This window comes from Stagnihabitans lacustris (genome assembly GCF_025950525.1).
Lineage (GTDB): Bacteria > Pseudomonadota > Alphaproteobacteria > Rhodobacterales > Rhodobacteraceae > Stagnihabitans.
On the sequence record NZ_JAPDGS010000003.1, the window covers coordinates 57,514 to 70,727 of the forward strand.

Consider the following 13,214-nt stretch of genomic DNA (forward strand, 5'->3'; position numbering starts at 1 on the left):
GGCGCTGAAACCCGCAGCTGCGCGCGGGGACGTCGGAGCCTCTCATGCCGTTCAAAACCGGGCCGAAAACGCGCGTCCTGCCGCTTGTCCTTCTGACTTTGCCGCTTTGGGCCTGCAGTCCGCCACAGGATGTCGCCAATGTCCAGCAGGTCGTGGCCGGCGCCGAAGAGGCCAATGCGGATTTCATGGTCCAACCGGTGACGGCGGTGACGCTGCCCATGGTGCAGGGCTGGCCCTCCAGCCATCCGAACCCGTCAAGCGGCTGGCCCAACGCGGGCGGCGGCACCGGAGATTCCGTGATCGCCGAGGGCGACCTTTTGAACCTCGCCGTCTTTGGCGGCAATGAAAACACGCTTCTGGCCAATCCGATCCAGCTGCCGAACCTGAAAGTATCGTCCAAGGGCACGGTCTTTGTGCCCTATATCGACGAAATCCAGGTGGCGGGCATGACCGCCGAGGCCGCCCGCGCCCGCATCCAGGACAAGCTGACGGCGATCATCCCCGCCGTTCAGGTCCAGCTGGACCATGCGCAGGGCTCGCGCAATTCGGTCGAGGTCGTGGCCGGGATGCCGCGCAACGGGGTCTATCCGCTGTCCAGCGGCAACAAGACGGTGATGTCGATCCTGGCCGAAGCGGGTGGCCTGCCCGATGGCGCCAACAACCCGCAAGTGAACCTGCAGCGCGACGGGCGGCTTTACCGTGTCGGCGCCCGCACGATCCTGGAAAGCCCAGGGATGGATGTGACCCTGCGCGGCGGCGACCGGCTTTTCATCACGCCGGATGACCGCTATTTCCTGTCGCTGGGTGCCGCCGGGCGTGAGGCGTTGACCAATTTCCACAAGGACGAGGTCACGGCACTGGATGCCATGTCGCTGATCGGCGGGATTGATCAGACCAATGCCAATCCCAAGGGCGTGCTGGTGCTGCGCAACTATCCGGGCTCGGCTGTGGCGGCGAACCCCGATCGCGGGCCGGGCAAGCGCAAAGTGGTCTTCGCCTTTGACCTGACCTCGGCCGACGGGCTTTTTGCGGCCGGCGCCTTCCAGATCGAGGACCGCGACCTGGTCCTGGTCACGCAAAGCCGCCTGGTGAACACGCGGACCATCGTCGGCATCATCACCGGCTTTGTCGCGGCCGGGAACACAACGGCCAATGCGCTGAACTAATCGGCCTCTTCCAGCCGGATGCGCAATTCGCGCAGGATCGGAAGCGCGGCGCGCACCCGGTCTTCGCCCACCGATTTCACCAGATCGGCAATCAGCGGCGCGACATATTGGACCGCCGCATCCCGTGCCGCCCGTCCCGAGGGGCTGATCGCCACCATCTTGCGCCTTGCATCGTCCCAATCGGGGCGAATGTGGATATGGCCGGCCCATTCCAGTTTCGACAGCGTGTTCGTCATCGCCCCCCGCGTGACATGGAACGCCTTGGCCAGTTGGGCGGGGCTGCGCTCTTCCATCAGGCCGGACAGGTGGTTCAGCACCATGAAATGCGACAGCTCCATCCCCTTGGGCAGGACATGGGAAATCCGGCTGCGCGCCAGTTGATCGGCCATCAAAAGCTCGCCGAACAGCGTCACGGCCAGGTCGTCCAGCGCGCTCATCCCGGGCCGTCGAAGTTGCGGTCGTGTTGCAGCGCGGGGATGCGGCGGCGGGCCTGATCGACCTGGGCCAGGTCCAGGTCGACGGTGATCACCCCGGGCTCGGTTCCGGCATCGGCCAGGACCTCTCCCCAAGGCGAGATCACCATGGAATGACCCCAGGTGCGGCGACCTTTGCCCGTCTTTTCCGGGTGATAGCCGGTCTGGGCCGGGGCCAGGACAAAGCACCCCGTCTCGATCGCGCGGGCGCGCAGCAGCACCTCCCAATGAGCAGAGCCGGTGATGTGGTTGAAGGCGGCGGGCACGGTCAGGATCTGCGCCCCGGCCTTGGCCAGGCGACGGTGCAGATGCGGAAAGCGGACGTCATAGCAGACCGTCATGCCGATCTGGGCAAAGGGCGCCCTCGCCAGCACGCAGGAGGTCCCGGGGCGAAAGGCGGTGCTTTCGCGGTAGACCTCGGCGTCGCTGACATTGACGTCGAACATGTGGATCTTGTCATAGCGCGCGGCAATCGCGCCATCGGGGGCAAGCAGGAAGGACCGGTTGGCAAAGCGGCCATCCGGGTCGTCGGTCTTGATCGCCAATGATCCGACCAGCAACCAAATCTCATGCTGCATGGCCACGCGGCGCATCGCGGTCAGGGTCGGGTCGTGGTGTTCCGGCCGCAGGGCGTCGCGCTGGTCGGCGCGGTTCGACCAAAGGCCATTGGTGCATTCCGGGGTGGCGACAAACTGCGCCCCCTGCGCCTTGGCCCGGGCGATCAGCGCCAGCGTCATGTCCAGGTTGGCCACCGGATCATCGCTGACATTCAGCTGGACCAGGCTTGTGCGGATCATGCCAGCAACGAGTCCAGACCACCCGCATGATCCAGCGCATGAAGGTCGTCACAGCCGCCGACATGGGTTGCGCCGACAAAGATTTGCGGCACGGTATGGCGCCCCGCCCTTTGCGTCATGGCCGCCCGAAGCGCCGGATCGCGCGAGACGTCGATTTCCTGATAGGCGACGCCCTTCTTTTGCAGCAGCCGCTTGGCGGCATGGCAGTAGGGGCAGGTGGGGGTTGTATAGATTTCAACGGGTTTCATCATGGGGTTCCTTGGGCCGGGACTACCATGACAAAGCTAAGCCTCCTTTGCAACGCGCGCCATGACCAGAACGGAAATCCCGATTGCGCCGCCTGCAATGCAGGCCTCTGCCGCCGAAGTCATCGTCGCACCCGAGGTCATGACGTCGTCGATCAGCAGCACATGCCGCCCCTCGACCCGGGCGGCCCTGCGGGGATGCAGGGTCAGCGCGTCCTGCATGTTCCGATGGCGGCCCTCTTTGGTCAGACCGTCCTGGCTGCCGGTGGAGCGGCGGCGCTGCAACAGGTCGGGACAATGGTCATATCCCGCCAGTTTCGCCACCCGGGCCGACAGCAAAGCCGCCTGATTATACCGCCGCTTCAGCATCCGCATCCAATGCAGCGGGATGGGCACGACCAACATATCCGGCTTCAGGATCGGGGCGGCGGCGCGCACCATCCAATCCCCCGCAGGCCTTGCAAGGTCGATTCGGTCGGCATGTTTCAGCTTTAGCACCAGGTCGCGCCCCACGTCGCGATAGGCCAAAGCCGCCCGCGCCGCCGACCAGGGGCGGCTTTCGGTCAGGCAGGTGTCACACAGGGCCTGAGGGTCGTCCTCGCCCCCCAAAAGCTCGATCCCGCATTGATTGCAGACGGTCCCGGTGATGAAGGGCGTGTCCCGCCAACAGTCGGCGCACAGGGCAAAGTCGGTCTGCACCCGACACCCGCACGCAAGGCACTGCGGCGGGTAAAGAAGATGTGCCAAGGCTTGCAATCCCATCGCCGCCCCCTAATGTCCGCGCCATGACGCCAAAACTGACCGACCGCGAAAAACTGGCCAAGAACCGCGCCCGTGCCACCGCCCTTTTCCTGCAGGAAATGGCGGTCGACGAGGTGCAGGAGAGGCTGAAAGAGGTTAACAGGACGTTTACCACGCCGCTCGTGGTGACAGGTTTTCCGCATTTGTGGCCGGAAATGCCCACGATTGCCGACACGGACACGCTGGCGGTGACGCCGGGCGCACACGATCTTGTGATCCATGCGCTGTGCCTGCATTGGGCCGATGACCCGGTCGGACAGCTGGTGCAGGCGCGCCGCGCCCTGCAGCCGGATGGCTGGTTCATCGGCATGGCCTTTGGCGGCCAGACCCTGCACGAGCTGCGGGCCTGCCTTGCCCAAGCGGAAACCGAAGTCACCGGCGGCCTGTCGCCCCGAGTCCTGCCCATGGCAGAGATCCGCGACATGGGCGCGCTTCCGGGTCGGGCGGGCTTTGCGCTTCCGGTGGCCGACAGCTTTACCCTGACGGTGAAATACCGCGACATCTTTCACCTGATGCACGACCTGCGCGCGATGGGAGAGGGCAATGCGCTGCATGCCCGCCTGCGCAAGCCCACAAGGCGCGCGGTTTTCACCCGTGCCGCCGCGCTTTACGCCGAACTGGCCGTGGATGGCCTGATCCCGGCAACGTTCGAGATCATCACCCTGACCGGTTGGGCCCCGCATGAAAGCCAGCAAAAGCCGCTGAAACCCGGGTCGGCCCAGGCCCGCCTGGCCGACGCCCTTGGGCAAATCGAAAAGAAACTCCCCAAACTTTGACGCCACCCGTCAAAAGACTACCTTGGGACAAAAAGGAGCCCGGATGGACCGTCTCGCCCATGCCCCCGCCAATCACCCGCCCGTCAAGCCCGCCAAGGTCGGCGTCCTGATCGCCAATCTGGGGACGCCGGACAATTACGACTATTGGTCGATGCGGCGTTACCTCAACGAATTCCTGTCGGACAAGCGCGTCATCGACCTGCCGAACTGGAAGTGGCAACCGATCCTGCAAGGCATCATCCTGACCGTGCGGCCGTCGAAATCCGGGGCGAATTACAAGTCGATCTGGAACCACGAGGCGGGGGAAAGCCCGCTGATGACGATCACCAAGGCGCAGACGGCCGCGCTGAAGGACAGCCTCCACGCGATCTATGGCGACAAGGTCGTGGTCGATTTCTGCATGCGTTACGGCAACCCCTCGACGGCGTCGAAAGTGCGGCAGATGGTCGAGGCGGGCTGCGAAAAGATCGTCTTCATGCCGCTTTATCCGCAATATGCCGGGGCGACCTCGGCCACGGCGAATGACGCTTTCTTTGCCGCGCTGGCCAAGGAAAAGCGCCAACCCGCCGTCCGCACCGTGGCCGAGTATTTCGACCACCCGGCCTATATCACCGCTTTGGCTGATTCGGTCCGCTCTGCCTATGCGAAACTGGACCACAAGCCGGATGTCCTTGTGACCTCGTATCACGGGATGCCGCAGCGCTATCTGATGGAGGGCGACCCCTATCACTGCCAATGCATGAAGACGACGCGGCTGCTGCGTGAGGCTTTGGGCTGGGAAAAGGGCGCAATCGACGTCAGCTTTCAGTCGGTCTTTGGCCGCGAAGTCTGGCTGAAGCCCTATACGGTCGAACATGTGGCCGAACTGGCGAAACAGGGCAAAAAGCGGATCGCGGTGATGGCGCCGGCGTTTTCGGCCGATTGCATCGAAACGCTGGAGGAAATCAAAGGCGAAATCGCCGAGGCTTTTGAACATGCCGGTGGCGAGGAATTCACCTATATCCCGTGCCTGAATGATGACGCGGCCCATATCTCGGCGCTGACGACGGTCATTCAACAAAATCTGGGGGGCTGGCTGTAAGGCCCGCCCAATTCAGGACCCCCAAATGCAAAAGGACGGCACGCGATGTGCCGTCCTTCGCTAAATCGGATGCCCGATCTCAGTTGCTGGCGACAGCGGCCGCAACGACCAGGAGCAGCAGCAGCGGAACGACGAGGCCGCCGTTCGACGACGAGGTCTGCATGGTTTCAGCCACGACCGGCGCGGTTTCCACGATCGGCTGGTTCATGCCGCCAGCGAAAGCGGTGGAAGCGGCCAGCGACAGGGCGGCGGCGAGAGCGATTTTCTTCATTGTGATCTCCGTTTGTGTATCCGGCCGCTTGTCCGTTCCCCGTGCCAGGGGGGGCGCGACAGAATTGTTGCTCGTAGGGGGGATAAAAGCATTTTAACGGAGGATTTGCAACCTGACATGGCCAAGAACCGGCGGGTTTCGGCCCGTCCCTTGCCGCAGTGTTGCCATATTACCAAGGGCGCAAAATAGAAAAGACGGCGGACAGCCCGCCGTCTTTTCCAAAACTGTAGCTAAAGCTCAGTTCGAAGCGGCAGCAGCCACAACGAGCAGGAGCAGCAGCGGGACGACCAGGCCGCCAGCGGACGACGAAGCAACCTTGGCTTCGACGGCGGGGACGACGACTTCCGGAGCGCCACCAGCGAAAGCGGTGGAAGCGGCCAGGGTGAAAGCGGCGGCGAGAGCGATCTTTTTCATAGTAGACTCCAGTTCAAGCGCCCAACCGAATGTCGCAGAGGCGGTGGACGCACCCAAGATGTTCCTCATACGGTGGTCAAAGCAGAGGCGCCAAATCTTTGCAACAGGCTGCGCCCGCTTTTTGGCTATCTTGGCCGGCAAATCGTCAATTTGGCAACACTTGGGCGCCGATGTGACGCAAAGCCCGGCGTTGGAATGAAAAGGCCCGGCCCAATGGACCGGACCCCGCCCCGCAATCCGACGGATCGGTTACAGGAAAAGCACCTGAGTCCCGACCTTGGCCAGGTCGAAAAGCTCCAGGATATGTTCGTTATACAGGCCGACGCAGCCATTCGACGACCGCCGCCCGATCTTGCGCGTGTCATGGGTGCCGTGAATCCGGTAGGTCGGCCAGCCCAGATACAGCGCCCGCACGCCAAGCGGATTGTCCGGCGAGCCGCCCTCGATCGACTTCGGCCAATCGGGATTGCGCTTCAGCATCGAGGCGGTGGCGGTCCAGCGCGGATTGACGACCTTTTCGATGACCGTGGTCGGCCCGCGCTTGGTCAGTTCCTCGTTCAAAGGAACCGAGGTCGGATACAGCTTGTAGACCGACTGATCCTCGGACCAGTAATGCAGCGCCCGCGAGGTCAGGTCGCACAGGATCGCGCCATTGCGGGTGTTGGCAAAGAAATCCCGCCAGTCGCGCAGCACAAAGCTGGAGACATTGGCCCGGGTGTTCGGCGTGGCCGCCGACTCGAACTCGGTCGAGTTGGTGAATTGTTCGGCCCGCGCGGGCAAGGCGCTGGCCACAAGCCCGGCTGCGGCGCCAAGGAACAGGCGGCGCGAGGACTTCTGGGGATTCTCGTCAGACATGCTCTGATCTCCTTGACTTCTCGATGACGCTTTCCTTACAGCCTAACCGCCCGGGCTTCAATTCACAGCGAAGTCATGCGGCCCTTTCCTGCCAAGGGTTTTCCACAGGCGCGAAACGCGCTATGGCGGGGGAAAGAACGGCCCGGCCAAGGGCCATACAGGTGAATGATGGAACGACGCTCTGCCCTTTTCCTTGGCGCCGCCGCGGCTTTGGCCGCTTGTGGTCCCGCCCCCGCCCCCGCGCCGCTTGGCGCTGATGGACGGCCCTTGCCCCAAGTCTATCCGATCCAGCCCGGTGACGAATCCGCGATTTCCTACCGGATGCTGGATGGTCTGAACGCGCTGCGCCAGACCAAGGGGCTGCAGGCCGTGGCCTTCAACGCCCAGCTGATTGCCGCCTGCGCAACCCATGCCCGCGACATGGCGGTGCAAAACCGGCCCTGGCACTTCGGGTCGGACGGCTCTTCGCCCTTGGTGCGGGTGCAGCGCGTCGGCTATGGCGGCAAGCTTTTGGGCGAGCTGATTTCGGAAACCTATCAGACCGAGCTGGAGACCCTGGCCGATTGGGCCGAGCGGTCGGACACCCGCGCCGTGCTGCTGGACCCGCGGGCGACGGATTTCGGCTTTGCCTGGTATCAGGAGACCGGCGGCAAGCTGTGGTGGGCGGCCCAGGTCGGCGCTGCGGTCTGACCCAGTCCCGGGGTATACCCCGGGCTACGCGGCGGAACCAAAGCCCCCAAACAACAAGGCCCCGGATCGCTCCGGGGCCTTGTCGCAAGAGGGGGTCGCTTTACGGGAAGATGTTGATCTGGGTGCCCGGGTTCACCATGCGGTAGATCTCTTCGATCTCGCGGTTGGTGACGGCGATGCAACCGGCCGTCCAATCCCCCCCGCCCGAGCGGCGCCGGTTCGGCTGGCCATGGATGAAGATATCCCCGCCCGGCTTCTTGCCCGCCGCCTTGGCCGCCGCAACCTGTGCGGCGTTCGGATAGGAAATCCCCAGCGACAGGTGATAGGACGACCGCGGGTTGCGGTGGGTGATCAGATAGGACCCCTCGGGCGTCTTGCCGTCGCCCTCGACCTGCTTGGGGCCCACGGGATTGCCGCCCAGCTGGATGTCATAGGTCTTGACCACCTCGGCGCCGGCCAGAAGATACATCTTGCGGTCGGCCTTGTGGACCTCGATGGCGGTGATGGCGGGGCCGGAATAGGGCTTTTCGCCACCCTGAAACAAGCAGCCCGTCAGGCTGACGAAAGACAGGACGACCAAAATCGCCCGAAGAATTGCGGTCATGACGGTCCCTTGCCTGCCCGGTTGTTTTTTGTGGCTCTAGCCGATCCGGGGGCGGCTTGCCAACCGCTAACTTCGGACTCGCTAAAGCGTGAAGAGCGCCGCCAGCTCGACATGGTTCGACCAGCGGAACTGGTCGACCGGCTGGACCCATTGCAGCGTGTAGCCCCCCGCGATCAGGATCTTGGCGTCGCGGGCAAAGGTGATCGGGTTGCACGACACCATGGCGATCCGCGCGACCTTGGACTGGGCCAACGTGTGGCACTGCGCCTCGGCCCCGGCGCGCGGCGGGTCGATGACCACGGCGTCGATGCCCTTGAACTCGTCGGGCTCCAGCGGGCGGCGATACAGGTCGCGGATGTCGTTCGTGACGCGCTTCAGCCCCTCGCCCTGGCGGAACCCCTTGTCCAGCGCGGTCAGAAGCGCCACGTCGTTTTCGACCGCATGAACCTCGGCCTGTTGCGCCAAGGGCAGGGCAAAGGTGCCCAGACCGGAAAACAGGTCGATGATCTTTTTCGCAGGCCCCACGGCTTCGCGGACCAGGGTGAGCAAAGCGGCCTCGCCCTCTTCGGTGGCCTGCAGGAAGGCGGCGGGCGGCAGGGTGACACGGGTCGGCCCCAGCTTGATGATCGGCGGGGTGCGCTGTGCCACGATCTCGCCGTTCCAGGTCAGGCGCGACATGCCAAAGCTCTCCACCAGCCGCGCCAGGTCCAGTTGCAATTCGGCATCGGCGGGCTTGGCATTGGTCACGACGACATCCGGCCCGGTCAGGGTGCGGGTCACGGCCAGGGTCATTTCCACGGTGCGAGAGCCACCCAGCTTCACCAGCGCCTCCAGCGCGGGGAAGGCGGCGATCAGGTCGGGATGCAGCAGGTGACAATTCGGAACCGGCGTGATGCTGTCGCTGGCCCGTGTGTGGAACCCCATCAGGATGCCGCCCTTGGTGCGCCGTGCGGCCAAGGTCGCCCGGCGGCGCGACCGCGGCGGTGAGGTCAGGATCGGCCGCACCTCGGCCGACAGACCCTGGCCGTCCAGCGCGCCGCGCACGATCCCGGTCTTCCATTCCGCCACCGTGGCATCGCTGGCATGTTGCATCAGGCAACCGCCGCAGGTCCGGGCATGGGGGCAAGGCGGTTTCACCCGCGCCGCCGAGGGCGTCAGGATGCGGATATCGGTCAGCGTATCGCCTTGCGGCTCGCCCTCGACCTCTTCGCCGGGCAGGGTGCCGGGGGCGTAAAACCCCTCTGCGATGCCGTCTCCGCGATGGCCCAGCCTGGCAATGGTCAGCTTCATGGCGTGTTCCCCTCGTCGGTCCCGATGAAGCCCCCGCTTTGCCTGCTCCAATACCGCGCGTAAAGCCCCCCAAGCGCCAGAAGTGCGCCATGCGACCCCTGTTCGACGACGCGACCCTGATCCAGCACGATGATCCGGTCCATTTCGGCGATGGTCGACAGGCGGTGGGCGATGGCCAGCACGGTCTTGCCCTGCATGACGCGGGTCAGCGCGGTCTGGATGCTGGCCTCGACCTCGCTATCCAAGGCGCTTGTCGCTTCGTCCAGCACCAGGATCGGCGCGTCCTTCAGGAAGGCGCGGGCCAAGGCGATCCGCTGGCGCTGCCCGCCCGAAAGTTTCACGCCGCGCTCACCGAGGAACGCCTCGTACCCCGTGCGGCCCTGGTGATCCTTCAGCCCCAAGATGAACTCATGCGCCTCGGCCTGTTCTGCCGCCGCGTAAAGCTCGGCATCCGTGGCATCGGGGCGGCCGTAAAGGATGTTCTCGCGCGCGGATCGGTTGAACATCGCGGTTTCCTGCGTGACCATGCCGATCTGTTGGCGCAGGCTCTCTTGCGTCACCTTCGCAATATCATGGCCGTCGATCAGCACGCGCCCCGACTCGGTGTCGTAAAGCCGCAGCAGCAGGTTGACCAAGGTCGATTTCCCCGCGCCACTGGCCCCCACAATGCCGATCTTTTCGCCCGCGCGGATCGACAGGGACACTTCCTGCAGCCCCCCCTTCCGCCGACCATAGGCGAAAGAGACATGGTCCATGTCGATGGCGCCGCGCACCCGCGGCAGATCCACAGCCCCGGCCGCATCGACCAGCGAATGAGGCGGAGTCAGGGTGCGGATGCCGTCCTCGACCTCGCCCAGGTTGCCAAAGATGGTCATGAGGGAAAAGGACACCCAGCCGGTCATCTGACTTAGGCGAAAGGAAATCGCCCCCGCCGCCGCGATATCCCCCGCCGTGGCCCCGCCGTTCATCCACAGCCAGACCGTCATGCCGACCATGACCACCGGCAGAACCCCCGCCAAGGCCATCAGGTTGAACCGGAACCACGAGGAAATCGCGCCGTATTTCAAGGCGCTGTCGCGGAAGGTCTCCATCGCGTCCAGGGCGACGCGGTCTTCGTGTTCGGTATGGGCGAACAGCTTGACCGTCTTCATGTTGGTGACGGTGTCGACGATCTGCCCGGTGACATTGGCCCGCGCGCTGGCCCGCATCGCCGAGGCGCCCCGCACCCGGCGCAGGAAATGCCGGATGAACAGCACATAGGCCGCGACCCAGACCATCAGGGCGCCCGAGACCGAAGGGTTGATCGCCAGCATCAGGGCCACCGACCCCACGACCGAGGCCAGCGAAAACGCCATCGTCTCGATCGAGCCCGACACCACATCGGTCGCCGCCCTTGCCGTCTGCATCTGCTTTTGCGCGATCCGCCCGGCGAAATCGTTGTCAAAGAACGTGACCGAATGGCCCAGCGTCCAACGGTGCAGCCGCGACAGGATCAGCGGAAAGAGGTTCGGTTCGATGATGAGGCTAAGCCCGTAAGTGTTCAGCCCCAGCACCACCGGCCTTGCGACCAGATAGAAAAACAGGAACCAGGCGACCAGATGCCCATGATCGACCATAAAGGCCGAAGGGTCGGCCATCGTCGCCGCATCAACCAGGTCGCCCAGGATCGTGGCGCTGATCGCCTCCAGCGAGCCGGCCGCACAAGACCAGAAGACCGCCCAGATGATGCCCGCCCAGGCCCCCTTCAGGGCCCAGGCAAAGAAGGCCAGGGTCCCCGAAGGCGGCGCCGTGTCAGCCTTGCGAAACGGCGCGATGCTTGGGCCCAGAACGATCATCAGACTTCCTCTTCGATATCTTCACCCAGGAACCCACCGGATTGCCGGGCCCAGAGCGAAGCATATAGCCCGCCCCTTGCCAAAAGCTCAGAATGTGAGCCCTCTTCGACGATATGGCCGCGGTCCAGCACCACGATCCGGTCCATTGCCGCGATGGTCGACAGGCGGTGCGCGATGGCGATGACCGTCTTGCCCTCCATCACGCCGAACAAGGCCTTCTGGATCAGCGCCTCGGCCTCAGAGTCCAAGGCGCTTGTCGCCTCGTCCATGATCAGGATCGGCGCATCCTTCAGGATCACCCGGGCGATGGCCACGCGCTGCCGTTGCCCGCCCGAAAGCTTGACGCCCCTTTCGCCGACATGGGCGTCATAGCCGCTGCGGCCCTTGGGGTCCTGCAGGTCCAGGATGAAGTCGTGGCTTTCGGCCTTTTTCGCCGCCGCCAACATGGCCTCATCCCCAGCCGTCGGGTTCGCATACAGGATGTTTTCGCGCACCGACCGGTGCAGCAAGGTGCTTTCCTGCTGCACCATGCCGATCACCCGGCGCAGGCTTTCCTGCGACACTTTCGAGATATCCTGACCGTCGATCAGAATCCGCCCCTCTTCGGTGTCGTAAAACCGCAGGATCAGCTTGACCAAGGTCGTTTTGCCCGCACCCGACCGGCCCACCAGACCGATCTTTTCGCCCGGCTTGATCACCAGGTTCAACCGATCCAGGCCCCCTGCCCCGCGGCCATAATGATGGCTGACGGATTGGAACTCGATCAGGCCTTGCTTGAACTGCAACTCCGCCGCCTGGGGCGCATCGACCAAGGTGATCGGCTGGGAAATCGTCTCCAGCCCCTCGGCCACGGTGCCCAGGTTCTGCACCAGATTGGTCGAAGCCCACATGATCCAGAAGGTCATCGAATGAAGCCGCAGGACCAGGGCGACAGCCGAGGCCACGACGCCGACATTGGCAAGCCCATGATACCAAAGGTAAAGCGCAAGGGCCGCGACGCCCAGGATCATCAGCCCGTTGATCGCGTTCAGCACGATGTCCATGACCGTGACGATGCGCATTTCCTTTTGGAAGGCCACGCGCGCGCCCTCGATCGCCTCGCGGGCATAGTCCATTTCCTGGCCGTGATTGGCGAACAGCTTGACCGAGTGGATGTTGGTATAGCTGTCCACCACCCGCCCCGTGACGGCCGACCGCGCCTCGGAGGCCGCGGTAGAGGCCGGGCCCGCGCGGCGGATCGTCCAGCGCATCAAGGCACCATAGGCCAAGGCCCACAGAATCAAGGGCACCATCAGCCGCGGGTCGGCATCGAACAGCATCAGACAGGCGCCGACAAAGGTCGTCAGCGCAAAGACCGCCATGTCAAAGACCTGAAACACCGCGTCCCCGGCGGCGGGCGGCGCCTGCATGATCCGGTTGGCGATCCGCCCGGCAAAGTCGCTTTCGAACCAGCCGACCGGTTGGCGCAGCACATGGCCATGCGCCCTCCAGCGGATCATCGTGCCGAAATTGGTCAGGATCGTGTTGTGCAGCAGCGCGACAGAGCCCCCGGCAACCAGGGGCCGGATGACCAGGATGACAAAGGCCACCAGGGCCAGATCACCCCAATGGGTCGCGAAAAACTCTGGCGGGGCGGATTGGGTCAGCAGGTCGACCAGATGGCCCAGATACCACAACAGGCCCACGTCCAGCACGCCATTGCCCACCGAAAACAGCGCGGTGACGGTGAACACGCCGCGGAACTCGCGGACATAATCGCGCAGAAAGGGCCAAAGCCCCTGCGGCGGAGTGTCGTTCGGCACATAGGATTTATAGGGATCGACGAGGTTTTCGAAGAAACGAAACATGAGAAATGTCCAAGGATCAGGTCAGCAAGGAAAGGCGGCGGGGTCGAGGATCGACCGCCACAACAGGAC

The 13,214-nt window shown here is 64.2% G+C and carries 15 protein-coding genes; 4 read left to right on the plus strand and 11 right to left on the minus strand.

Annotated elements, in window-relative coordinates; all coding sequences use genetic code 11:
* Positions 1-44 precede the first annotated feature (44 nt).
* Positions 45-1,166, plus strand: coding sequence for a polysaccharide biosynthesis/export family protein (locus NX862_RS08775; protein WP_264493529.1), 1,122 nt, complete (start codon positions 45-47; stop codon positions 1,164-1,166).
* Here the strand turns inward: NX862_RS08775 and NX862_RS08780 are convergent.
* The 4 genes from NX862_RS08780 to NX862_RS08795 are packed head-to-tail and all read right to left on the minus strand — an operon-like array spanning position 1,163 to position 3,443.
* The gene (locus tag NX862_RS08780) at positions 1,163-1,603 is read right to left on the minus strand and encodes a MarR family winged helix-turn-helix transcriptional regulator (protein WP_264493530.1); all 441 of its coding nucleotides are present in this window, start codon (positions 1,601-1,603) and stop codon (positions 1,163-1,165) included. The two genes, NX862_RS08775 and NX862_RS08780, sit on opposite strands and share 4 nt — an antisense overlap.
* Entirely contained in the window at positions 1,600-2,433 is an 834-nt protein-coding gene (locus NX862_RS08785) for a carbon-nitrogen hydrolase family protein (RefSeq protein ID WP_264493950.1), read from the minus strand. Before NX862_RS08785 ends, NX862_RS08780 begins: the two co-directional genes overlap by 4 nt.
* On the minus strand, positions 2,433-2,684 hold the full coding sequence (grxC, locus tag NX862_RS08790; protein ID WP_264493531.1) for a glutaredoxin 3: 252 nt from the start codon (positions 2,682-2,684) through the stop codon (positions 2,433-2,435). The genes NX862_RS08785 and grxC overlap by 1 nt, the downstream gene beginning before the upstream one ends.
* Before the next feature lie 36 nt (positions 2,685-2,720).
* Positions 2,721-3,443, minus strand: a complete 723-nt coding sequence (locus tag NX862_RS08795) for a ComF family protein (RefSeq protein ID WP_264493532.1) — start codon at positions 3,441-3,443, stop codon at positions 2,721-2,723.
* Between the two features lie 23 nt (positions 3,444-3,466).
* Between NX862_RS08795 and NX862_RS08800 the strand changes: the two genes are divergently transcribed.
* Together NX862_RS08800 and hemH are read left to right on the plus strand one after the other, a co-directional pair.
* Positions 3,467-4,258, plus strand: a complete 792-nt coding sequence (locus tag NX862_RS08800) for a methyltransferase domain-containing protein (protein WP_264493533.1) — start codon at positions 3,467-3,469, stop codon at positions 4,256-4,258.
* Positions 4,259-4,301: 43 nt separating this feature from the next.
* On the plus strand, positions 4,302-5,339 hold the full coding sequence (gene hemH / locus NX862_RS08805) for a ferrochelatase (protein ID WP_264493534.1): 1,038 nt from the start codon (positions 4,302-4,304) through the stop codon (positions 5,337-5,339).
* Between the two features lie 79 nt (positions 5,340-5,418).
* Here hemH and NX862_RS08810 read toward each other — a convergent pair whose 3' ends face one another.
* From NX862_RS08810 to NX862_RS08820, 3 genes are all read right to left on the minus strand, one after another.
* Positions 5,419-5,610, minus strand: a complete 192-nt coding sequence (locus NX862_RS08810; protein ID WP_264493535.1) for a hypothetical protein — start codon at positions 5,608-5,610, stop codon at positions 5,419-5,421.
* Between the two features lie 237 nt (positions 5,611-5,847).
* Positions 5,848-6,024 carry a hypothetical protein gene (locus tag NX862_RS08815; protein WP_264493536.1) on the minus strand — a complete coding sequence of 59 codons (177 nt, stop codon included), beginning with the start codon at positions 6,022-6,024 and terminating at the stop codon, positions 5,848-5,850.
* 249 nt (positions 6,025-6,273) lie between these two features.
* Positions 6,274-6,879: a L,D-transpeptidase gene (locus NX862_RS08820; protein WP_264493537.1), complete on the minus strand. Its 606-nt coding sequence runs from the start codon at positions 6,877-6,879 to the stop codon at positions 6,274-6,276.
* Positions 6,880-7,047: 168 nt separating this feature from the next.
* On the opposite strand from NX862_RS08820, the gene dalA reads away from it, so the two are divergent.
* A complete protein-coding gene (gene dalA / locus NX862_RS08825) occupies positions 7,048-7,569 on the plus strand; it encodes a divisome-associated lipoprotein DalA (RefSeq protein WP_264493538.1) in 522 nt (173 codons plus the stop codon).
* Positions 7,570-7,669: 100 nt separating this feature from the next.
* Here dalA and NX862_RS08830 read toward each other — a convergent pair whose 3' ends face one another.
* From NX862_RS08830 to NX862_RS08845, 4 genes are all read right to left on the minus strand, one after another.
* Positions 7,670-8,173 carry a L,D-transpeptidase family protein gene (locus NX862_RS08830; RefSeq protein WP_264493539.1) on the minus strand — a complete coding sequence of 168 codons (504 nt, stop codon included), beginning with the start codon at positions 8,171-8,173 and terminating at the stop codon, positions 7,670-7,672.
* Between the two features lie 81 nt (positions 8,174-8,254).
* Complete coding sequence (locus NX862_RS08835; protein WP_264493540.1) at positions 8,255-9,463, minus strand: class I SAM-dependent RNA methyltransferase; 1,209 nt, start codon at positions 9,461-9,463, stop codon at positions 8,255-8,257.
* The gene (locus NX862_RS08840; RefSeq protein ID WP_264493541.1) at positions 9,460-11,298 is read right to left on the minus strand and encodes an ABC transporter ATP-binding protein; all 1,839 of its coding nucleotides are present in this window, start codon (positions 11,296-11,298) and stop codon (positions 9,460-9,462) included. Before NX862_RS08840 ends, NX862_RS08835 begins: the two co-directional genes overlap by 4 nt.
* Positions 11,298-13,145: an ABC transporter ATP-binding protein gene (locus NX862_RS08845; protein WP_264493542.1), complete on the minus strand. Its 1,848-nt coding sequence runs from the start codon at positions 13,143-13,145 to the stop codon at positions 11,298-11,300. The genes NX862_RS08840 and NX862_RS08845 overlap by 1 nt, the downstream gene beginning before the upstream one ends.
* Between the last annotated feature and the right edge of the window lie 69 nt (positions 13,146-13,214).